Below are 19,465 nucleotides of genomic sequence, written 5' to 3' on the forward strand. Positions count from 1 at the left end.
CCTGGTGCTATGTGCGGGAGATATGCGACCACGGCAAATCCGGCCACGTTGGCCGCGGAGTTGGATGCCGTGGACGAGGTGTCCGATGTCGACGAGACGTCGAGGCCTGTGCCCAAGTACAACGTCGCACCCACGGACCGGGTGTGCACGGTGGTGGATCGGCGTGGTTCGCGGCGCATTCGGAGCATGCGCTGGGGTCTTGTGCCGTCCTGGACGAAACAGTTGGGCAAGGGTCCGGTGCTGATCAATGCGCGCGCGGAATCCCTCGCCGAGAAGCCGGCCTTCCGGACCGCGGCGAAGCACAAGCGCTGTCTGGTGCCCATGGACGGCTGGTTCGAGTGGCAGACGACGTCCGAGTCCGGTCCGCGCGGGCCGAAGGCGGTCAAGACCCCGTACTTCATGACTCCGCAGAATCGTCCTCGGTTGTTCGTGGCCGGGCTGTGGTCGGTGTGGCACGACCCCGAGACCGCGGGATCGGACGAGTCGATGCCGCTGCTGAGTTGCAGCGTGGTGACCGTCGATTCGGCTGCCCATCTCACCGAGGTGCACGACCGAATGCCTCTGGTGTTGCCGGTAGACAGGTGGGACGCGTGGCTCGATCCCGAGCACGTTGCCGCCCCGGAATTGCTCGAGCCTGTCTTGGACGCCTATGCGGACATCGAGGTGCGGAGAGTGTCCACGCAGGTCAACTCGGTGAAGAACGACGGACGAGAACTCATCGACCCGGTTGCGGAGGATCAGGTGGGAGAGCAGATCACCCTGCTGTGATCGGCGCGACTCAGCTGGATGTGATCGGCGCGATCGTTGCAGCGGTCAGGTCGGCGAGATCGGTAGGAGACATCTCGATCTCGAGCCCGCGACGCCCCGCGCTGCAGAGAATGCGATCGAGGGCACGAGCGGACTCGTCCAGAACCGTGGGCAGTCGCTTCCGCTGCCCGAGGGGAGACACGCCACCGAGAACGTAACCGGTGGTTCTTTCCACTCGGCGCGGGTCGGCCATGGTTGCCTTACGGGCACCGAGGGCGCTGGCGGCGCTTTTCAACGACAACGATCGAGGGACCGGAAGAACGGCCACTGCAAGGGCGCCGGTGTCGAGTTCGACGACGAGCGTCTTGAACACCTGCATCGGCGTGATCTCCAGATCAGCGCCCAGTGCATCGACGGCCTCGGTGCCGTAGGAGTCGGCGTTCGGGTCGTGCTCGTATGCGTGCACGCAGTGTTCGATCCCGGCCTTCCGGAGAGCTGTGGTCGCCGGGGTGGCGCTGCCTGCCATGTGTGCACTCCTCGGTTCGGCAAACGGTGACGGGGAACAGATCGGCCGGAAGTGACGTTGCACCATCCAGTGTTCTCGAGATTCGGTGTTCTCGAGATTCATGGTCCTCGAGATTCAGGGTTCTCGAGGTTCAGGGTCCTGAGACAACAGTAAGGAGTGCTGGTGAACGTGAGGTCCTCGGTCATGACGCGTGAGCCGCGTTTGCAGTTGGCGGTAACCTTGACGCCCACGGCGACCGAAGGGATCAACGTGCAGGAAATGGACGGTCCACAGACCCGAGCGACCGAGACTCAGGACGAGTTGATCGCGCGTTTCGAGCGCGACGCACTGCCTCTGTTGGACCAGCTCTACGGCGCAGCGCTCCGCATGACCCGCAATCCCTCGGATGCGGAAGACCTCGTTCAGGAAACGTATGTGAAGGCCTACTCGGCATTTCGTTCGTTCCGGGCCGGCACGAACCTCAAAGCGTGGCTCTACCGCATTCTCACCAACACCTACATCAACTCCTATCGCAAGAAGCAGCGGCAACCCACCCAGTACCCCACGGACGAAATCACCGATTGGCAGTTGGCGGCGTCGGCGGAGCACACCTCGACGGGTTTGCGTTCGGCCGAGGTGGAGGCACTCGATGCCCTCCCGGACGACGACATCAAGGAAGCGCTGCAGTCCCTGCCCGAGGAATTCCGGATGGCGGTGTACTACGCCGACGTCGAGGGATTTCCGTACAAGGAGATCGCAGACATCATGGGCACACCGATCGGCACGGTCATGTCGCGCCTGCACCGCGGGCGCAAGCAGCTTCGTGGGTTGCTGGCCGACGTCGCCCGTGAACGTGGATTCAACCGTGGCGCCGCGTCGGCCCCGGAGCAGGAGGTTTCGCGGTGAGCGAGCAAGACGAATTCGAAAGGCTCGATTGCTCGGCAGTGATTGCCGATGTGTGGTTGATGCTGGACAACGAGTGCGACGAGGCTTCGCGTGCTCGGTTGCAGAGGCATCTCGACGATTGCGGTTCGTGCCTCGAGGCGTACGGCATCGAAGAACGGGTGAAGAGCCTCGTGAGTCGCAAGTGCGGTGGTGACCACGCACCGCAGGGTCTGCGTGAGCGGTTGAGCATGGAGATCAGACGAACCATCGTCGTCACGGATACCGGATCCGACGAGAAGTAGCGCTGCAAGACGCATGGAACACAAACGGGGCCGGGAAGCACCTGCTGCCCGGCCCCGTTTCGTATGCGCCTCAGCTGTTGGGACGCTTGCCGTGATTGGCGGCGTTTCCCTTGCGACTGCGCTTCTTGCGACCACGCTTACCCATGAAAGGCTCCCTTCTGTTTCGCTCCAGTCTTTCACGTGTGGTTGGCTGTGATTGCAACTGGGTTTGTCGGATTCGGGAATGAGGATTCACGATGGCAGAAGACGTGCGTGCCGAGATGGTCTCGACGGTCTATCAGGTGGTCGTGAGCGCGGGGGACAGCGTGAAGGAAGGCGACACCCTCGTCATCCTCGAATCCATGAAGATGGAGATTCCCGTCATCGCCGAGGAAGCCGGCACGGTCGCATCCGTCGACGTTCAGGTGGGTGACGTCATCAAGCAGGGCGATCTGATCGCCGTCATCTCGTGAGCTGAACCTTGTCGACGCTCAGCGATCTGCTCGCCGAACACACCGATCTCCCCGGTTCGGCGGTGGACCACCTTCAGCGAGTGGTGGGCGAGTGGCAGCTCCTGGCCGACCTCTCCTTCGCCGACGTCCTGCTGTGGGTCGGTACGGATTCGGGAATCGGCGGCCTGGGCGCGGGCTCGGTGATCTGCGTGGCGCACTGCAGGCCCACCACTGCTTCGACGGCTTTTCAGGAAGACATGGTCGGTGCCGTCGTGTCGGAGTCCGAGCATCCGCAGGTTCGCCGCGCACTCTTCGAAGGTCGCATCGTCAGAATGACCGAGGACGGTGACCACACCCGGGTGCCGCCGCGCAAGGAGGCAGTGCCGGTTCGTTGGGCAGGTGACGTCATCGCCGTGCTCAGCCGGGACACCAACGCGAACAGGGAACGCGCACAGAGCCCCCTGGAAGTCGCGTACCTGGACTGCGCCGACGACCTGTGCCAGATGATCACCGACGGCACGTTTCCGATCCGAGAGGCGCGAGCAGACACCAATTCGAGTCCTCGCGCAGGCGACGGCTTCATCCGTCTCGACACCGACGGCAACGTTGTCTTCGCGAGCCCGAACGCGCTCTCCGCATATCACCGTATGGGGCTCAATTCGGAACTGATCGGTCAGAATCTGGCGGCCACGACGCGCGCACTGGTCACCGACCCGTTCGAATCGCGGGAGGCGGCGTGGTACATCCGCGACACGATCGACGACAAGCCCGGCCGCCGGATGGAGATCGAGGCCAGGGGAGCGACAGTCCTGTTGCGGGCTCTGGTCCTCAAGCCCGGCGGGGTGCGAGTCGGGGCGGCGGTCGTGGTCCGCGACGTCACGGAGGTCAAGCGGCGTGACAGGGCCCTCCTGAGCAAGGACGCGACCATCCGTGAGATCCACCATCGCGTGAAGAACAACCTGCAGACGGTCGCCGCACTTCTGAGGCTGCAGGCGCGGCGAACCAGGAACGAGGAGGCGCAGCAAGCGCTCACCGAGTCGGTGCGGCGCGTGACATCGATCGCGCTCGTGCACGACACCCTGTCGATGTCCGTCGACGAAGAAGTGGACCTGGACGAGGTGGTGGACCGGTTGGTGCCGATCCTCTCCGATGTCGCGACAGTCGGTACCCCGGTGACGATCGGCCGCGAAGGGAGCCTCGGAGTGTTCACCGCGGAACGCGCGACTCCGATGGTGATGGTGATGACCGAACTCGTTCAGAACGCGATCGAGCACGCCTTCGGTGCCGGCGAGCCGGGGCACGTCACGATTCGGGCCGATCGGTCCGCGAAATGGTTGGACATCGTCGTTCACGACGACGGCAACGGGCTACCCGAAGGTTTCGACCTCGAGACTTCGGATCGTCTGGGTCTGCAGATCGTTCGCACTCTGGTGGCCGCGGAACTCGACGGGTCGCTGCGGCTCGAGAACGGCCCGAACGGTGGCACGGATGCGACGCTGCGGGTGCCGCTCGGTCGGCGGGGCCAGCTCGGTGAACGCCGAAGGCCGTAGGTGCGGGACGTCGGACATTCAAGATGTCGGACATGCAAAAGGCCCGACACCATGTGGTGCCGGGCCGTCAACTTCTCGCTGGTCTAGACGGTAGTGCGTGCGCGCGTGCGGGCGTTGCGGCGCTTGAGGGCGCGACGCTCGTCTTCGCTCATGCCGCCCCACACACCGGCGTCCTGGCCCGACTCGAGTGCCCATGCGAGGCAGTCGGCGGTCACCGGGCAGCGGTTGCAGACAACCTTGGCATCCGCGATCTGTGCGAGAGCCGGACCACTGTTGCCCACGGGGAAGAACAACTCGGGGTCTTCGTCACGACAGATTGCGTTGTGGCGCCAGTCCATCCTTCTGCTCCTTAACTGGGTGCGAAAACGCACCATTTCGTTGGTTCTGAGTTCACCTGTGCGTACTTGGTGTTTCCGCACTGTTGCTTGTGAATGCTTTCACGAACTGGGCTGATGTCAATAGAAATCGACCGCACCGTGGGCGAACTCACTCACTTAGGTTTGCCTTTGTCAATTGATCCGGTATAGAGTTCGGGGGTTGTCTGACCAGGTCAAATTCAGCACCGATTCTACGGCCCCGGCGGCGCCACCACATCCAGAGCGTTCGGAACGAAAACGAACTCCGCTTCGCTTCTCAGGCCGATGTAGTCACCGTCCATCTGAAGCCCGATCGGGGTTGTCGCCGTGACCCGGATTCGGGGCACGTCGTCCACCCGAAACAATTTCTTCGCGCTCGGCTTCGCGCCACGGACCAGAAGCTGGCGAGTCACCCTCAGCGTCGCTATGAGCGACGTCGTCTGCATGGCGAATACGCCGAGACCGCTGTCGAACGAGGTGCCGGGATTCGTGTGTACCTCGCGCTTGTCGAAGAACGTCCAGGGGCTGGAGTTGGAAACGAAGCAGTAGTGCACTCCCTCGACGGGCTCGTGCCCGAGAATCTCGACCCTGAGGGTGGGCTCGGCGCCTTTGGTGCGGAAGAAGCTGCGGACCGCCGCGCGGACGTACCGTGCGGGGCTGGCCGGTTTGCCGTCCGTCCGGTGCGCGTCCACTGCCTCGCACACCTGAGCGTCCCAGCCCAGACCGGCGTTGAACGTGAACCACCGGTTGTCGCAATGGGCGAGACCGATGGTGCGTTTGCGTCTGAACGACAACAAATCGATCAGCTGGTTGGTGGCATCCACGGGGTCCGGGGCGATGCCGAGCGATCGCGCGAAGACGTTCGCGGAGCCGCCCGGAACCACGGCTATCGGCGGAATCGGACCCACCCGCACCGCCCGCATGCTGTCCGGATGCGGGGTGCCGAGCAGCCCGTTGACAACTTCGTTCACGGTGCCGTCGCCGCCGTGCACGATGATGAGCCCCATACCGTCGTCGCATGCCTGCCGGGCGAGCTCGGCCGCATGGCCGCGGTGGGTGGTGTGCGCGACCTCGAGACGCACGCGGCTCGACAACGCGTGGGCAAGCAGATCCCGCCCGGCGGGCGTCGTCGACGTTGCGTTCGGGTTGACGATCAGCAGTGCGCGCACGGGACGTCAGCCTAGCGGCCTCTGGGCGCCCTGCCGGACGAGGCGCCTCCCGATGGTGTTCTAGGCTGGCCGGGTGTCGACACCACCTGTACGCAACTCCACGCCCGTGACCGTTCGGTGGGCCGGTGGACTCGTCGCGCTCGAGGGTGCCGTCGCGGTCGGCGTCGCAGCCGTTCTGGTGATCCGCGGTCTGCTGGGTCACGATCAGTCGATTGCCAGCGGATACGGCACCGCGGCGTGGTTCGCAATTCTCGGTGGGGGAGTGCTTGCCGCAGGAATCGCGCTCTTCCTTGGCCGGAGATGGGGGCGCGCGATCGCCATCGTCGCCCAATTGCTGCTGTTGCCCGTCGCATGGGCTCTGCTCACCGACTCGCATCAGCCCGTGTTCGGGGTGCTCCTCGCGCTCGTGGTGATCGGTGCGTTGGGTTGCCTCTTCAGTGGGCCGACCTCGCGGTGGATGGAGGCACAATACGGTCAGGACCCCGAGGAATCCGAAGAGTCCTGAGTCGGTCGGACGCTCTCGTCGGCGAGCGCCTGCAGTGGCTGCCCGGCAAGGCGATAGGTGGTCCACTCGTTCTGGGGCTTCGCGTCGAGTGACTCGTAGAACTCGATGGACGGGGTGTTCCAATTGGCGACCGACCACGCCAGCCGTGTGTATCCGTTGTCGACACATTCTTTCGCGAGCGCCGCGAGCAACGCCTTGCCGTGACCGCCGCCGCGCGCCGACTGCCGGACGTAGAGATCCTCCAGATAGATCCCGTGGCTGCCGTCCCAAGTCGAGAAGTTGAGGAACCAGACCGCGATTCCGACGACTGCATCGTCGTCGTTCACGGCGACGTGCGCGAAGGCAGCGGGGCTGTCGCCGAACAGTGCGTCGCTGATCTGCGCCTGAGTGACCGAGCATTCGTCCTTGGCGCGCTGGTGCTCGGCGAGGAGGTAGATCAGCTCGGTGATATCGGCGACGTCGCCCTGCTCGGCACGTCTGATCTGGGCGGCTCGAGTCATGCGAGTTCCTCCTGGCGGACAATGTTGTGGCTGATCACCTGGCGGGCGCCGTGCTCGAAGCCGAGGATCGACAACCCTGCCGGTGACAGAGCAAATCTACGACCTTCGGACACCGGAAGGTCGATCCATCGGGAAATCAGTGCGCGTGAGAAGTGGCCGTGGCCGACGAGAACGACGTCGTGTTCCGCGAGCTGGGATTGGGCAACCGACAACACGAGGTCACATCGAGAGTGGATGTCCTCGGCTGATTCGCCGCCGGGGCAGGGGTGGGTCCAGACCGTCCAATCGGGAACGGATTCGCGAATCTCGGGGGTGGTGCGGCCCTCGTACTTCCCGTAGTCCCACTCGGCGAGTGCGTCCCAGGTGCGGTTCACGCGCAGACCGGCGAGTCCGGCGGTCCGGTGCGCGCGCAGTCGGGGGCTCGACACGATCAGCGGTGCCCGTAGGCCCAGCGTGTCCACAAGCGATGCGACACGCCGAGCCTGCATCTCACCCACCTCGGAGAGGGGAATGTCGGTGCGGCCGGTGTGTTTTCCCAGTTCGGACCACTCCGTCTGGCCGTGCCGCAATAGCACGATCCGCGGGTTTCGCTCCGAGTCGGAGACCGCCGCGGCATCGGACGTTTCGGCATCGGACGTTTCGGAGGCGCTCATCGAACTATCATTGCAGCGACCAAGCCGCGAGTTGCACCGGCCGGGCACAGTGCGTCGCACCGACCCGGGTCGGTGCACCGTACGACCTGCTTCGTTCCGGACGAATGTCTCGCGGTCGGCGGGGAAGTGAGTGAGGATCGAATCGTGACAACCATTCTTGCAGTTGCGAATCAGAAGGGCGGGGTCGCGAAGACCACCACCGTCGCATCCTTGGGGGCGGCACTCGTCTCGCTGGGACAGCGGGTGCTTGTGGTCGACCTCGACCCCCAGGGGTGCCTGACGTTCTCGCTGGGCCACAATCCGGATCGGTTGGAGGTATCGATCCACGACGTCCTCACAGGTGACGTCACGGCGGACAAGGTGGTTCTGGACACCGACGACGGCGTGGCGTTGCTTCCTGCCACCATCGATCTGGCCGGGGCCGAAGCCATGCTCCTGATGCGGCCCGGCCGGGAGTTCGCACTCAAACGGGCACTGGCCCCACTCCACGACGACTACGACACGATCATCATCGACTGCCCGCCGTCGCTGGGCGTGCTGACATTGAATGGTCTCACTGCCGCCGAGTCCGTTCTCGTTCCGTTGCAGTGCGAGACGTTGGCGCACCGTGGCGTGGGACAGCTTCTGCGCACGGTCGGCGAGGTACAGCAGATCACCAACCCCGACCTCGTGCTGCTCGGCGCCCTGCCGACGCTGTACGACGCCCGGACCACACACAGCAGGGACGTCCTCTCCGACGTCTCGGACCGCTACGACCTACCCGTACTGTCGCCGCCGATCCCGCGCACCGTGCGATTCGCGGAGGCCACCGCTTCGGGTGCGACGGTTCTGTCGGGTCGCAAGAACAAGGGAGCCCAGGCCTACCGTGATCTCGCGGAAAACCTCGTCAAGCATTGGGCGGGGTCCGAACTGACTACGTTTGCGCTCGGAAGTGGCGGGTGAGTTCGTCCTGAGTCGGGTGTCAGGGAGCCGGCCAGCGCCGCCACTTCGTCCGGTCGTCCGCCGCCGCCCGAGGGGGACGGGATAGAAGTCGAGCGCCTTGGCCAGTTCCGGGTCCAGATGATCGCCTGACGTCATCGGCGTGTCGATCATCCCGGGTGCGATCGCGCTGATGCGTACTCCTGCGCCGATCCATTCCGGTCGGACGGCTTCGTGCCGTGCCCAGTGCGCGTGGGCAAGTTTGGCAGGCTCACGAGATCCTCGGGGATTCCCGGTTGTGTGCTGGTACTGCTGGACGACAGTACGACCACGGATGCGGCGGGTGCGGTGACAAGAGCGTCACGGACGCCTGCCACGAAATCGACCGTCCCGAAGTAGTTGACGGCAGCCAGCAGGCCCCCGGGGTGCTCGGACAGGGGCCCCAGTCCAGCGCAGCACACCAGTCCATCGAGGTGGCCGTCGGCCAGTTCCGTTGTGGCAGCAGAGGCCTCGGCCCGCCCCTGCGGTGTGGACAGGTCACCGACGACGTCCGCGTCGTGCAGGTCGACTCCGATCACCTTGTGGTCCGCATCGAGGAGGCGTTGACGTGTTGCAGCACCGATCCCGGATGCGGCGCCCGTTATGGCATGGGTCGACATCCCGAAAGTAGAACACGTTCCATATTGGTCGGGTGTGCTTCAGCGAAGCGCCACCACGGTGTCGCCCCGTTGTTCGAGAATCACGTCACCGACGACGGATGTCGTGACGGGACCCTCGTAATCGCCACGGTCCACGGGAATCGTGCGAAGTGGTCGGCCGGTCGCCCCGTCGAGCACCGCGATTCCTGTCGGGACAGGCACGAGGAAGTTGCTTCCCATGGCTGCGCCCGGGCCGATGGCGCCGACGAATGCCCAATCGGGATGCAGATCGGTCTGATTCAGCCGCATGACTTCGGTGCCGGTCCACCAGGTCAGGCCCTCCGGCGTCGACGACGTCAGCACCTCGGGACCCACAGGGCGGGGGAGTGGAGTCACCGACACCTCCTCGCCGTCGCCACCGTAGACCCCGATGCGGTCTCCGGCGGTCGCTCCGGCAGGCAGATAGACGGCCGTCGTGTCGCCTTCGACCGCGAGGATCCTGGCCCCTCCGGCGTCGACGTCGAGGTCGGCCAGTACGGACGACCCGTACTCCTCGGGTTCCTGACCGTCCTCGGGGGCAGGGCTGAGAATCGTCAGCCTATCGGCCTGTTCTCCGGGGCATCGCTCCAGCACGGCTGTGCGTGAACTGCTCGTGGCGGCGTCACGCAGTACACATCCGCTGCGCGGTTGCTTGTTGGGGTTGATCGGCGCGTCGACGCGGCCGTACTCGACCGTGCGAACCAGGTCGGAGCGCCACAGCTCCATCCGGCTGTCACCGCGGGACACCACGTAGGTTCCACCGTTCGAGACGGCGACTGCCTGATCCGCATCACTGTTGCGCTGCGCCTCGAGAACACCGGTGCCGCCCGCGAGTGCGGTGACCTGCGAGCAGCCACGGTCGTCCCGGTACACGGCAACCACTTCGTCCCAAGCGGCCACCGCCCCGCACAGATCGATGTCCCGTTCGTAGCGCCACACCTCGTCACCCGTCGTGCGATCGCGACCGATCACGGTGCCGCCGTCGGCGGTCACGACGACAGCCTTCGCGGCGACGACCGGGGTGTCTGTTGCCGAACTCGTTGCCTCCCAGACGGGTTCGAGCGTCTCGGGAACCGTCAGAACGGTCTCGGCGGCCTCGGGAGGCGTCTCGTTGGTGACGGAGGTGGTCCCACGCGCATCGCTTCGGAACCACACAACCGCGGCGACCACGACCAGCACGATGACGATGGCGGCCGCGACGATCAGATCGACGCGGGTGCGCCGCTCGGGTGCGAGCACGGTGTTCGGCTACTCCGAAGCTGCCGTGCCGGCCGCCTTGGCGGGACGGCGCCGACGCCGACGACGCGGTTTGGACGTGCCCTCACCGGATGCGGGGGCAGGCTGATCGCTCGGAGCAGTCTGGGATGCGGCCTGCTCGTTGGTGGCAGACGCGGGCTTGCCACCACGGGTACGACGACGGTTGCGGCTGCGTGCCGGGCGTTCGGACCTCTCGGTCCGCTCCGAGCGCCCGGTCTTCTCCGCACTCTCGGAGGCAGGTGCGGACTTCTTCTTGATCGAACCCTTGGCATCCGTCGGGATCGACAGTTCCTCGTACAGGTGGGGCGAGGACGAGTAGGTCTCGGCGGGCTCCGGGATGTTGAGGTCGAGCGCCTTGTCGATGAGCTGCCACCTGGGAATGTCGTCCCAGTCCACGAGGGTGACGGCGGTACCGGTGCGACCCGCACGGCCGGTACGGCCGATCCGGTGCACATAGGTCTTCTCGTCCTCGGGGCACTGGTAGTTGATGACGTGGGTGACGTCGTCGATGTCGATACCGCGGGCGGCGACGTCGGTGGCGACCAGCACGTCGATCTTGCCGTTACGGAACGACTTGAGCGCCTTCTCGCGGGCGATCTGGCCGAGGTCGCCGTGGACCGACCCGACAGCGAAGCCGCGCTCACCGAGGTCGTCGGCGACCTTCTGAGCGGTCCGCTTGGTGCGGGTGAAGATCATAGTGGCGCCGCGACCCTCGGCCTGCAGGACACGTGCGACCATCTCCGCCTTGTCGAGGGCGTGCGCACGGTAGATGTGCTGGCTGGTCCGCTCGTGCACTGCGGACGACTCCGCTTCCTCGGCCCGGATGTGCGTGGGCTGCGTGAGGAAGGTGCGGGCAAGCGTGATGATCGGGCCGGGCATGGTGGCCGAGAAGAGCATCGTCTGCCGCTTCGTAGGGACCATGCCGAGGATGCGCTCGATATCGGGGAGGAAGCCGAGGTCGAGCATCTCGTCGGCCTCGTCCAGGACGAGAACGCCGACCTTGCCCAGGATCAGGTGACCCTGCTTGGCGAGGTCGAGGAGACGGCCCGGTGTGCCGACGACGACGTCGGCACCCTTCTGCAGGGTGGCGATCTGGGCTTCGTACGGGCGACCACCGTAGATGGCGAGAACTTCGAGCTTGTCCTTCTCGCCCTTCAGGTACTTCGACGCATTCTCGAGATCCTGGGTGACCTGCACACAGAGCTCGCGGGTCGGGACGATCACCAGGGCGCGAGGGGTGCCGTCGAGGGCGGCGGTACCCGTGGTGCCGGTGGAGATGCGGTGCAGGAGCGGAACGCCGAAGCCGAACGTCTTGCCCATGCCCGTGCGGGCCTGACCGATGAGGTCGTCACCGGCGAGGGCGAGGGGGAGAGTCAGCTCCTGGATTGCGAAGGTGCGTTCGATTCCGATCTCGTCGAGGGCGCGAACGATTTCGTCGCGGACACCGAGCTCGGCGAACGTAGGTGCCACGTGCGACTCGTCGAGAGTGGCGGATAGTGTGGTTTCGGTTGCGTCGTCTTCGTGATCGACAGTGATCTTGCTCAGGGGACTTGCCTTCCTCGTAGCTGCACGCACGCACGAGGTGAGGGCTGGGCCGCTGGTCGGCCCGATTTCCCAGTCGACGTCTTGTCGACGTCCTCTACCGGCCGGTTCCTGCGTCCGCCTCAGCGCGGAAATCCGGAGGAATTCGGCGAAGCGTCGGGAACCGTCGATCAGGTGCGCGCACATTGTCACGGATAGCCACTCCGGACCGATCTACGATCCGAATTGTGCGTCCGCCCGAAATCTGCAGGGCGAAAATACGCGGCTTCCACGGTCATTGTAGCCGTACGCATGGAACGAGGGACCCGAGCATGGCAGACATCACCGGTCCGGCACTACGCTCTTCGCTCATGGGAGCCGATATTTCAGAATCGTCGTCGTCGCAGATCTCGCCGGAGCATCCGGGGGTGGGAGAGCTTTTCGCCGTTCTCGCCTACGGTGAGATCTCGGCGTTCTACCGGTTGGCGGACGACGCGCACATGGCGCGCACCCTCGAAGGCAAAGTTGCGTTGGCCAGCATGGCCGCCGCGGAGATGAACCACTTCGAGATGCTCGAATCGGCTCTCACCGAGCGTGGCTTCCACATCTACGAGGCCATGGACCCGTTCGTGCGTGCGTTGGACGACTACCACGCGTCGACGACCCCGTCGACCTGGTTGGAGGCGCTGGTCAAGGCCTACGTCGGCGACGGAATCGCAGCCGACTTCTACCGCGAGATCGGCCATTCCCTACCGCCGGAGGTATCGGCAACCGTGGAGGAAGTGCTGTCGGAAACCGGTCACTCCGAGTTCGTGGTCCACGAGGTGAGGCGCGCGGTCGAGGCCAGCACCCGCGACAAGGACCGTCTCATGTTGTGGGGCCGCAGGCTCCTCGGCGAAGCGATCACTCAGGCGCAATTCGTACTCGCTCAGCGTGAGGCACTGACGGATCTGGTGATCAACGCGTCCGGCGACCTCAACGGGATCGTGGCTCTCTTCGACCGCATGCAGGAAATGCACGCCGAACGAATGGCGGTGCTGGGACTCGTCTGACGTCACCGACGTGACTCGTGGCCGGCCGGCGGGGCGTGTTCGCTCTCGGCACAGGCCGGGTAGGCGCACCCTCGCCGGTGCTGCATTAGCCTGGCCTGGACAGCTGATAGTTCTCGGAGAGTTCGGAGGTTGACCGTGGAGGTCAAGATCGGCGTAATCGACAGCCCGCGGGAGCTCGTCGTCGCCAGCGAGCAGACGGCAGACGAGGTCGAATCCTTGGTCTCGGGTGCGTTGAGCGGCAAGACCGAGGTCCTGGAACTGAAGGACGAGAAGGGCCGCAAGTTCCTGGTGCAGGCCGCAAAGATCGCCTACGTCGAGATCGGCCCGACCGATCCGCGCAAGGTCGGGTTCGCGCCCTCCTCGTAGCTCACGGCCGAACGCAGGGAGAGGCCCTCACAGTCGTCGACTGTGAGGGCCTCTCTTCTGCGTTTCGGGTCCTAGTTCTGTTCGGACTGCAGTGGCACGTGCGAGAGACCGCCCCAGGCCAAAGTGACCGTGACGTCCACGGCCTCTTCCTTGGGGATCGGTCGGGAAGCTTCCAACCAGTATCGGGCCGTGAACTGGCTGGCGCCGACGAGACCGACCGCGAGAATGCGCGCTCGGTACGGATCGAGTCCGGAATCGTGGCTGACGAGGTCGAACACGGCGTCCACACAGGCCTCGGTCGCTTGCTCGACTCGGCTCTGGACCTGAGGCTCACCCATCAGGTCGGATTCGAAGACCAGCCGAAATCCTTGCGAGTCGTTGTCGACGAAGTCGAAGAACGCCTGAACGGCCGCACGCACGCGCTGCTTGTTGTCGGTGGTCGACCGCAGTGCCTGACGGACGCCGGCGATCAGGATGTCGACGTAACTCTGCAGGACGGCGACGTAGAGCTCGACCTTGCCGGGAAAGTGCTGGTACAGGACCGGCTTGCTGACACCCGCGCATTCGGCGATTTCGTCCATGCCGGCCGCGTGGTAGCCACGGCTGACGAACACCTCGCTCGCGGCGGCCAGGAGTTGCTGTCGGCGTGCGTCCCGCGGCAGGCGAGCGCTTCGACGAGGAGTTGTGGTCGTCGTGGCATCGCTATCGGAGTTCGTCCGATCCGCGAGTTCAGTCATGGTGCGTCCTATCCAGTCATGTATTCCGAGTCACATCATTGTGTGCGGTGTGACCATCTGAACGATACCTGTGCGAAGGATTGTGGGTGCGTCGCGGTCGCTCCGCGCCCGGAAGGGTTGCGGCGGAATGAGCAACCGCTGTTTGGAGATTGCAGGGTCGGGTAGTCGACAGGGGCTGGCCGACTTGGCCGTTCGACCGTGTAAGTGCTTTGCATCGCAGGAGCACCTCGGCACGTTCGATCGTTTGACGACGATCGTTGGCCAGCGTCGATGCATTGCTATGGCTGAAAGGAGCCCTTGTGAAGTCCGCAACTATCAATGGCCGTGTGATCGCAGTGACGGGGGGTGCCCAGGGGATCGGCAAAGAGATCGTCCGTCAACTCGCGGAACGGGGAGCCTTCGTGGCAATCGGCGATTTCAACACCGCGAAAGCTGCGGAGACCGTTGCCGAACTCCGCGGTGAGGTGGTGGCGTTCGAACTCGATGTCACATCGACGGAATCCTACGACGCATTCTTGGCGGAAGTCGAAGCCAAATGGGGGCCTTTGGACGTGCTTGTCAACAATGCGGGCGTCATGTGGGTCGGGAAGTTCGATGAGGAACCAGAGTCCTGGACCCAACGGCAACTCGATATCAACCTGCATGGCGTACTTCGGGGTGTGAAGCTCGTCGGGCCGAAGATGCGCGCTCGTCGCGCGGGTCATATTGTGACCGTCGCATCGGCCGCGTCCAAGTTGCCGACCCCTGGTGAAGCAACGTATTCCGCTACGAAGCACGGCGTATACGGATACCTGAAAACGCTCAAAGAAGAGTTGCGCGGTAGTTCGGTCGAACTTTCGATCGTCATGCCGACAGTGGTGGACACCGAGTTGGCCAAGGGTACTTCGAGTGGCGCTGCCACCATGCTCCAACCTGCCGATGTCGCGCAGGCGGTGGTCGACGTCATCGAGCGCCCGCGTTTCGAGGTTATGTTGCCCCGTTACGTCAATCCCGTGATTCGAGTGGTCAACGTCCTTCCGGAAATGGTGCGTGACCTCGTGTTCCGTAGACTGGTGCCAAACCAGGTCACCAGTACCGACAACGCTTCCCGCGAGGAATATCAATCAAGGTCGGATGACTAGGTGCGAATGTGCCCCGTGTCGGGGGCACGCCGGAGCGCACTTGTTGACTGGCTGATAGCGGAGATGCGGATGAGCGAGGTTGTCGCCTTGAGGTGTGATAGCCGACGGTTAACCACTCGTTGAGTCGCGGTGCGTCCAGACTGTGCAGATCGGTAGGCTCGTACGAAACTGTCCGACACTGTGAGATTCTAGGGCGGTGAACGACCGAGGAGGACCGCCGCGCGTGCGTAGTCGAACTCCCCAGAGTGACGATCACGGAGATTGGCATTCGCACCGCGACGAACGGCGGCCGGCGCGTCTCGCGAACGACGACGGCCATCTCGAATCCGGACTCCGCGAACGGGACTTCGAACAGCGGCAACGAAGGGGCTCGCATCAACCACTGCGTGCTCAGTGGGATCCGACGAGACGTGAGGTGCGGTCCCGGAACCCTCGACCCGAGCGGCAGGCCCGGAAGCAGAGCAAGGTCGGTCGTTTCGTATCCATGTACGGATGGCGGGCATACGCCATCCCGGTACTTCTGGTCGTGACCGTGCTCGTGCTGTTCGATGCGATCCGCGATACCGGGTCCGACCAGGCTGCCGTTGCCGCCGACGAACCCGGGTTCGGAACCTTGTCGAGTGAGCCGACGGGGTCGGAAGTCATCGGTGTTCCGCCGGAGGCAGACGGAAAATTCGCGGAGTCGATCGCTTCCGGTGCACTCCCCGACGGTGGGCCGTTCACGGCGGAAGGTGCGGGCACCTGGCACATGGTTCCCGGTTCCGCCGGCAAGGTCGGGCAGGGGACCGAGCGAGAATTCACGTATTCGGTGGAGATCGAGGACGGGATCGACACCTCCGGTTTCGGCGGCGACGAGTCGTTCGCCCGCATGGTCGATCAAACGCTGTCCAACCCGAAGAGTTGGACGCACGACCCGCGTTTCGCCTTCCGGCGCGTCGATCAGGGTGAGCCGGATTTCCGGGTGTCGCTCACCTCGCAGATGACCGTTCGGGACGCCTGCGGCTACGACATCGAACTCGAGGTCTCCTGCTACAACCCCGGCATCGGCAGGGTGTTGCTCAACGAACCGCGATGGGTACGCGGGGCCATCGCATTCCAAGGCGACATCGGTTCGTACCGCCAGTATCAGATCAATCACGAGGTGGGGCACGCGGTCGGGTATCGCGATCACCAGCCGTGTGAAGTCGACGGTGGCCTGGCGCCGGTCATGATGCAGCAGACGTTCGGCACGGCGAACGACGACATCGCCAAGCTCGATCCCGAGGGGGTCGTGCCGAAGAACGGACTCACCTGCAACTTCAACCCGTGGCCATTCCCGCGCGGCTGACGGAGCCGCTGTCCGAGCGGGAAGAATGTGCGGCCGCGCCGTGTTGCCACAGAGGTGTGACCCGGCAGGTGACGCGATCCGAATGAGGAGAGTTCCGTGACTGTAGACAACGCTGAGCGCACGCGGTCGGGCTCGCTTCCCCCGCTGACGACGCCCGCCGAGGAACTGTCTCGCGACGAGGTCGCCCGGTACAGCCGTCACCTAATCATCCCCGCCGTGGGAATGGTGGGGCAGAAGCGGCTCAAGAACGCGAGGGTGCTGTTCGTCGGCGCGGGCGGTCTGGGGTCTCCCGCGCTCATGTATCTGGCGGCTGCGGGCGTCGGCACGATCGGCATCGTGGAGTTCGACGAGGTCGACATGTCGAACTTGCAGAGGCAGATCGTGCATGGCCGGTCGGACGTGGGGCGGCCGAAGGGGGAGAGCGCGCGTGACACCATCCGCGAAATCAACGAACACGTGCAGGTCCGCCTGCACGAGTTCCGGCTGGACACCGACAACGCGGTCGAACTTTTCTCGCAATACGATCTGATCCTCGACGGCACCGACAACTTCGCCACGCGATACCTGGTCAACGATGCCGCGATCCTGGCGCACAAGCCGTACGTCTGGGGTTCGATCTACCGGTTCGAGGGCCAGGCCTCGGTGTTCTGGGAGGACGCGCCGGATGGGCGTGGGCGCAACTACCGTGATCTGTACCCGGAGGCCCCGCCGCCGGGCATGGTTCCCTCATGTGCCGAAGGTGGAGTGCTCGGGGTGCTGTGCGCGTCGATCGGGTCGATCATGGCGACGGAGGCGATCAAGCTGATCACCGGAATCGGTGATTCGTTGCTGGGTCGGCTCATGCTCTACAACGCCCTCGACATGACGTATCGAACCGTCACGCTGGGCAGGGACCCCGACCGTCGGTCGGTCACCGAACTGATCGACTACGACGCCTTCTGTGGTGTGGTGTCCGACGAGGGTGCTGCGGCCGCCGCGGATTCCACGATCACACCGGTGGAGTTGCGGAACCTGCTCGATTCGGGGGCGGCAGTGGAACTCGTCGATGTTCGCGAGCCTGTCGAATGGGACATTGTTCACCTGCCCGGCGCTGTGCTGATACCCAAGGACCGGATCCTGTCGGGCGAGGCCCTCGCGGAGCTGCCCCAAGACAAGCGGATCGTGCTGCACTGCAAGACCGGTATTCGCTCGGCGGAGGCCCTCGCTGCGGTGAAGAAGGCCGGATTCGCGGATGCTGTGCATTTGCAGGGCGGAGTGATTGCGTGGGCGAACCAGGTCGATCCGACGTTGCCGGTCTATTAGGCGCGCCTACCGGGCTGCTGCCGTCGCGGCGGTAGCCTGGCGGACGTGAGCACCGGCCAACCTCCCCAGCACGTGTGCTCCACGTTCGGCCTGCGCGAAGTCGATCCGACCCCACTAGGGGCGGATTGGGACGGCGGATGGCTGTGTGGAGACGTGGTCCTGTCGCCCGTCGCCGATCACGCCCGAGCGGCATGGTCCGCAAAGGTGCGTGAGACCTTGGAAGTGGACGGCGTGCGTCTCGCTCGCCCGGTGCGATCGACAGACGGTCGCTACGTGGTGTCGGGCTGGCGCGCCGACACCTTCATCGAGGGCTCTCCCGAGCCGAGACACGACGAGGTCGTGTCGATGTCCGGACGGCTCCATGCGGCGACATCTCAGCTGGACCGTCCCCGATTTCTCGTGCAGCACCCTGTTCCGCCCCTCGCCGAGGTCGACGTGTTCGTCGCTGCCGACCGTGCCGCATGGGAGAAGGTGCCGCTGCGCAGCGCCAAGGGCGCCGAGCAACTCGAAACGCCGTCACCCGACGGGCGTAAGAGTCTCGAACTGATCGCCGGTCTGGCGTCGCTGCGCAAGCCCGTCAACAGTCCGGACCAATTGGTCCACGGTGATCTTTTCGGGACCGTGCTGTTCTCGGGGGCGGAGGCCCCCGGAATCACGGACATCACGCCGTACTGGCGGCCGCCTGCGTGGGCTGCCGCGGTGGCGGTGGTCGATGCGATTTCCTGGGGCGGAGCCGACGAAGCTCTGATCGGGCGCTGGGAAGATCTGCCGGAATGGCCGCAGATGCTGCTGCGGGCCGTGTTGTTCAGGCTGGCCGTGCATGTGCTGCACCCACGCTCGACTGCCGATGCGTTCCCCGGACTCGCACGGACCGCCGATCTGGTTCGGCTGGTTCTCTAGCTTCCGAGAAGTTCGTCGAAGAGGGTGCGCGCTGCCGTCGCCGCACCGTCGGGGTCTCCGTCGACGATCGCTGCGACCAAGGCGGAGTGCTCGTCGTGGAATCCGATGCCGGTGGCCGTGACGTGGTGGTCGATCGTCTGCTCGATGCTCGGCAACAGGGAGTCGTAGAACTCGAGGTAGACGGAGTTGTGGCTCGTGGCGACGATGGCACGGTGGAGTGCCACGTCCGCGGCAACGGCCGTGTCGCGGTCTTCCGCCGGCCACTGTTCGCGCCGTTCGCGTAGCAACCGCTTCAGGGTTTCGATGTCCGCTGCGGTGCGCCGCCGTGCCGCCAGGTGGGCCGCCGTCACATCCAGTGCCTGCCGGAGTTCGAGGACATCTCGTTCGTGTGCGCTGGCGAAATAGTTCCCGAGTGCGGATCCGACCTCGGAGGTGGCGACGACGAACGTCCCGGAGCCCTGTCGGCGCTCGAGGATGCCCGCGTGGACGAGTGATTGAACCGCTTCGCGGACTGTGTTGCGTCCGGTGCCGAATTGTTCGACGAGTTCGGGTTCGGTCGGGATACGGTCGCCCACTTCCCATCGCCTGTCACGGATCCGTTCGCGGAGTTGATCCGTCACCTGTGAGATGAGACTCGTTCGCCTTACTGGTTTCACAACGGTCATCCAATCATCCTATGATTTT

At 64.8% G+C, this 19,465-nt stretch carries 24 protein-coding genes; 13 read left to right on the forward strand and 11 right to left on the reverse strand.

Annotated elements, in window-relative coordinates; translation table 11 throughout:
• The first annotated feature begins 9 nt into the window (after nucleotides 1-9).
• Nucleotides 10-768, forward strand: coding sequence for an SOS response-associated peptidase (locus ACFWO3_RS02525; protein WP_378573345.1), 759 nt, complete (start codon nucleotides 10-12; stop codon nucleotides 766-768).
• Between the two features lie 10 nt (nucleotides 769-778).
• Here the strand turns inward: ACFWO3_RS02525 and ybaK are convergent, their stop codons facing one another.
• Nucleotides 779-1,273 (reverse strand): Cys-tRNA(Pro) deacylase, encoded by a 495-nt coding sequence (gene ybaK, locus ACFWO3_RS02530; protein WP_378573347.1) that lies wholly within the window; start codon nucleotides 1,271-1,273, stop codon nucleotides 779-781.
• A 258-nt stretch (nucleotides 1,274-1,531) separates the two neighbouring features.
• Here ybaK and ACFWO3_RS02535 point away from each other — a divergent pair, with 258 nt between their 5' ends.
• Nucleotides 1,532-2,158, forward strand: coding sequence for a sigma-70 family RNA polymerase sigma factor (locus ACFWO3_RS02535; protein ID WP_378573988.1), 627 nt, complete (start codon nucleotides 1,532-1,534; stop codon nucleotides 2,156-2,158).
• Nucleotides 2,155-2,439 (forward strand): mycothiol system anti-sigma-R factor, encoded by a 285-nt coding sequence (gene rsrA / locus ACFWO3_RS02540; protein ID WP_378573349.1) that lies wholly within the window; start codon nucleotides 2,155-2,157, stop codon nucleotides 2,437-2,439. The genes ACFWO3_RS02535 and rsrA overlap by 4 nt, the downstream gene beginning before the upstream one ends.
• 70 nt (nucleotides 2,440-2,509) lie before the next feature.
• Here the strand turns inward: rsrA and ACFWO3_RS02545 are convergent, their stop codons facing one another.
• A complete protein-coding gene (locus tag ACFWO3_RS02545; protein ID WP_110293457.1) occupies nucleotides 2,510-2,584 on the reverse strand; it encodes a 50S ribosomal protein bL37 in 75 nt (24 codons plus the stop codon).
• Nucleotides 2,585-2,675: 91 nt separating this feature from the next.
• Between ACFWO3_RS02545 and ACFWO3_RS02550 the strand changes: the two genes are divergently transcribed.
• Complete coding sequence (locus ACFWO3_RS02550) at nucleotides 2,676-2,891, forward strand: biotin/lipoyl-binding carrier protein (RefSeq protein ID WP_378573351.1); 216 nt, start codon at nucleotides 2,676-2,678, stop codon at nucleotides 2,889-2,891.
• Nucleotides 2,892-2,899: 8 nt separating this feature from the next.
• A complete protein-coding gene (locus ACFWO3_RS02555) occupies nucleotides 2,900-4,420 on the forward strand; it encodes a sensor histidine kinase (RefSeq protein ID WP_378573353.1) in 1,521 nt (506 codons plus the stop codon).
• 83 nt (nucleotides 4,421-4,503) lie between these two features.
• Here ACFWO3_RS02555 and ACFWO3_RS02560 read toward each other — a convergent pair whose 3' ends face one another.
• On the reverse strand, nucleotides 4,504-4,758 hold the full coding sequence (locus ACFWO3_RS02560; protein WP_378573355.1) for a WhiB family transcriptional regulator: 255 nt from the start codon (nucleotides 4,756-4,758) through the stop codon (nucleotides 4,504-4,506).
• Between the two features lie 230 nt (nucleotides 4,759-4,988).
• Entirely contained in the window at nucleotides 4,989-5,945 is a 957-nt protein-coding gene (locus tag ACFWO3_RS02565; RefSeq protein ID WP_378573357.1) for a diacylglycerol/lipid kinase family protein, read from the reverse strand.
• A 73-nt stretch (nucleotides 5,946-6,018) separates the two neighbouring features.
• Between ACFWO3_RS02565 and ACFWO3_RS02570 the strand changes: the two genes are divergently transcribed.
• The gene (locus tag ACFWO3_RS02570; RefSeq protein ID WP_378573359.1) at nucleotides 6,019-6,450 is read left to right on the forward strand and encodes a hypothetical protein; all 432 of its coding nucleotides are present in this window, start codon (nucleotides 6,019-6,021) and stop codon (nucleotides 6,448-6,450) included.
• On the opposite strand, the gene ACFWO3_RS02575 is transcribed toward ACFWO3_RS02570, so the two are convergent.
• Nucleotides 6,420-6,950: a GNAT family N-acetyltransferase gene (locus ACFWO3_RS02575; protein WP_378573361.1), complete on the reverse strand. Its 531-nt coding sequence runs from the start codon at nucleotides 6,948-6,950 to the stop codon at nucleotides 6,420-6,422. The two genes, ACFWO3_RS02570 and ACFWO3_RS02575, sit on opposite strands and share 31 nt — an antisense overlap.
• A complete protein-coding gene (locus ACFWO3_RS02580) occupies nucleotides 6,947-7,603 on the reverse strand; it encodes an acid phosphatase (RefSeq protein ID WP_378573363.1) in 657 nt (218 codons plus the stop codon). Before ACFWO3_RS02580 ends, ACFWO3_RS02575 begins: the two co-directional genes overlap by 4 nt.
• A 144-nt stretch (nucleotides 7,604-7,747) precedes the next feature.
• Here ACFWO3_RS02580 and ACFWO3_RS02585 point away from each other — a divergent pair, with 144 nt between their 5' ends.
• On the forward strand, nucleotides 7,748-8,545 hold the full coding sequence (locus ACFWO3_RS02585; RefSeq protein ID WP_378573366.1) for a ParA family protein: 798 nt from the start codon (nucleotides 7,748-7,750) through the stop codon (nucleotides 8,543-8,545).
• A gap of 146 nt (nucleotides 8,546-8,691) precedes the next feature.
• On the opposite strand, the gene ACFWO3_RS02590 is transcribed toward ACFWO3_RS02585, so the two are convergent.
• Genes ACFWO3_RS02590 through ACFWO3_RS02600 form a run of 3 tightly spaced genes read right to left on the reverse strand, consistent with a single transcriptional unit; the run spans nucleotide 8,692 to nucleotide 12,030 of the window.
• A complete protein-coding gene (locus ACFWO3_RS02590; protein WP_378573368.1) occupies nucleotides 8,692-9,180 on the reverse strand; it encodes an SDR family NAD(P)-dependent oxidoreductase in 489 nt (162 codons plus the stop codon).
• 39 nt (nucleotides 9,181-9,219) lie between these two features.
• Nucleotides 9,220-10,437, reverse strand: a complete 1,218-nt coding sequence (locus ACFWO3_RS02595; protein WP_378573370.1) for a hypothetical protein — start codon at nucleotides 10,435-10,437, stop codon at nucleotides 9,220-9,222.
• Between the two features lie 9 nt (nucleotides 10,438-10,446).
• Nucleotides 10,447-12,030, reverse strand: a complete 1,584-nt coding sequence (locus ACFWO3_RS02600; protein ID WP_378573991.1) for a DEAD/DEAH box helicase — start codon at nucleotides 12,028-12,030, stop codon at nucleotides 10,447-10,449.
• Between the two features lie 317 nt (nucleotides 12,031-12,347).
• Here ACFWO3_RS02600 and ACFWO3_RS02605 point away from each other — a divergent pair, with 317 nt between their 5' ends.
• Nucleotides 12,348-13,028, forward strand: coding sequence for a ferritin-like fold-containing protein (locus ACFWO3_RS02605; RefSeq protein WP_378573993.1), 681 nt, complete (start codon nucleotides 12,348-12,350; stop codon nucleotides 13,026-13,028).
• 135 nt (nucleotides 13,029-13,163) lie between these two features.
• On the forward strand, nucleotides 13,164-13,394 hold the full coding sequence (locus ACFWO3_RS02610; RefSeq protein WP_378573373.1) for a DUF3107 domain-containing protein: 231 nt from the start codon (nucleotides 13,164-13,166) through the stop codon (nucleotides 13,392-13,394).
• Nucleotides 13,395-13,465: 71 nt separating this feature from the next.
• Here ACFWO3_RS02610 and ACFWO3_RS02615 read toward each other — a convergent pair whose 3' ends face one another.
• Nucleotides 13,466-14,131, reverse strand: a complete 666-nt coding sequence (locus ACFWO3_RS02615; RefSeq protein ID WP_378573375.1) for a TetR/AcrR family transcriptional regulator — start codon at nucleotides 14,129-14,131, stop codon at nucleotides 13,466-13,468.
• 299 nt (nucleotides 14,132-14,430) lie between these two features.
• Here ACFWO3_RS02615 and ACFWO3_RS02620 point away from each other — a divergent pair, with 299 nt between their 5' ends.
• The 4 genes from ACFWO3_RS02620 (at nucleotide 14,431) to ACFWO3_RS02635 (ending at nucleotide 18,781) form a co-directional block, all read left to right on the forward strand.
• The gene (locus ACFWO3_RS02620) at nucleotides 14,431-15,252 is read left to right on the forward strand and encodes an SDR family oxidoreductase (RefSeq protein WP_378573377.1); all 822 of its coding nucleotides are present in this window, start codon (nucleotides 14,431-14,433) and stop codon (nucleotides 15,250-15,252) included.
• 382 nt (nucleotides 15,253-15,634) lie between these two features.
• Nucleotides 15,635-16,579 carry a DUF3152 domain-containing protein gene (locus tag ACFWO3_RS02625; protein WP_378573996.1) on the forward strand — a complete coding sequence of 315 codons (945 nt, stop codon included), beginning with the start codon at nucleotides 15,635-15,637 and terminating at the stop codon, nucleotides 16,577-16,579.
• Between the two features lie 96 nt (nucleotides 16,580-16,675).
• On the forward strand, nucleotides 16,676-17,881 hold the full coding sequence (gene moeZ, locus ACFWO3_RS02630; protein WP_378573379.1) for an adenylyltransferase/sulfurtransferase MoeZ: 1,206 nt from the start codon (nucleotides 16,676-16,678) through the stop codon (nucleotides 17,879-17,881).
• 45 nt (nucleotides 17,882-17,926) lie between these two features.
• Nucleotides 17,927-18,781 (forward strand): TIGR02569 family protein, encoded by an 855-nt coding sequence (locus ACFWO3_RS02635; RefSeq protein ID WP_378573381.1) that lies wholly within the window; start codon nucleotides 17,927-17,929, stop codon nucleotides 18,779-18,781.
• Here the strand turns inward: ACFWO3_RS02635 and ACFWO3_RS02640 are convergent.
• Complete coding sequence (locus tag ACFWO3_RS02640; RefSeq protein WP_378573384.1) at nucleotides 18,778-19,446, reverse strand: FadR/GntR family transcriptional regulator; 669 nt, start codon at nucleotides 19,444-19,446, stop codon at nucleotides 18,778-18,780. The genes ACFWO3_RS02635 and ACFWO3_RS02640 overlap by 4 nt on opposite strands.
• Between the last annotated feature and the right edge of the window lie 19 nt (nucleotides 19,447-19,465).

The organism is Rhodococcus sp. NPDC058521 (genome assembly GCF_042719695.1).
GTDB lineage: Bacteria > Actinomycetota > Actinomycetes > Mycobacteriales > Mycobacteriaceae > Rhodococcus_F.

Bases quoted from the DNA above. Each gene is read 5' to 3' on its own strand.
- ACFWO3_RS02550 (WP_378573351.1), top strand. From the start codon at position 2,676: ATGGCAGAAGACGTGCGTGCCGAGATGGTCTCGACGGTCTATCAGGTG.
- ACFWO3_RS02525 (WP_378573345.1), top strand. From the start codon at position 10: ATGTGCGGGAGATATGCGACCACGGCAAATCCGGCCACGTTGGCCGCG.
- ACFWO3_RS02535 (WP_378573988.1), top strand. From the start codon at position 1,532: ATGGACGGTCCACAGACCCGAGCGACCGAGACTCAGGACGAGTTGATC.
- ACFWO3_RS02640 (WP_378573384.1), bottom strand. From the start codon at position 19,446: ATGACCGTTGTGAAACCAGTAAGGCGAACGAGTCTCATCTCACAGGTG.
- ACFWO3_RS02590 (WP_378573368.1), bottom strand. From the start codon at position 9,180: ATGTCGACCCATGCCATAACGGGCGCCGCATCCGGGATCGGTGCTGCA.
- ybaK (WP_378573347.1), bottom strand. From the start codon at position 1,273: ATGGCAGGCAGCGCCACCCCGGCGACCACAGCTCTCCGGAAGGCCGGG.
- ACFWO3_RS02605 (WP_378573993.1), top strand. From the start codon at position 12,348: ATGGGAGCCGATATTTCAGAATCGTCGTCGTCGCAGATCTCGCCGGAG.
- ACFWO3_RS02615 (WP_378573375.1), bottom strand. From the start codon at position 14,131: ATGACTGAACTCGCGGATCGGACGAACTCCGATAGCGATGCCACGACG.
- ACFWO3_RS02580 (WP_378573363.1), bottom strand. From the start codon at position 7,603: ATGAGCGCCTCCGAAACGTCCGATGCCGAAACGTCCGATGCCGCGGCG.
- ACFWO3_RS02560 (WP_378573355.1), bottom strand. From the start codon at position 4,758: ATGGACTGGCGCCACAACGCAATCTGTCGTGACGAAGACCCCGAGTTG.
- ACFWO3_RS02575 (WP_378573361.1), bottom strand. From the start codon at position 6,950: ATGACTCGAGCCGCCCAGATCAGACGTGCCGAGCAGGGCGACGTCGCC.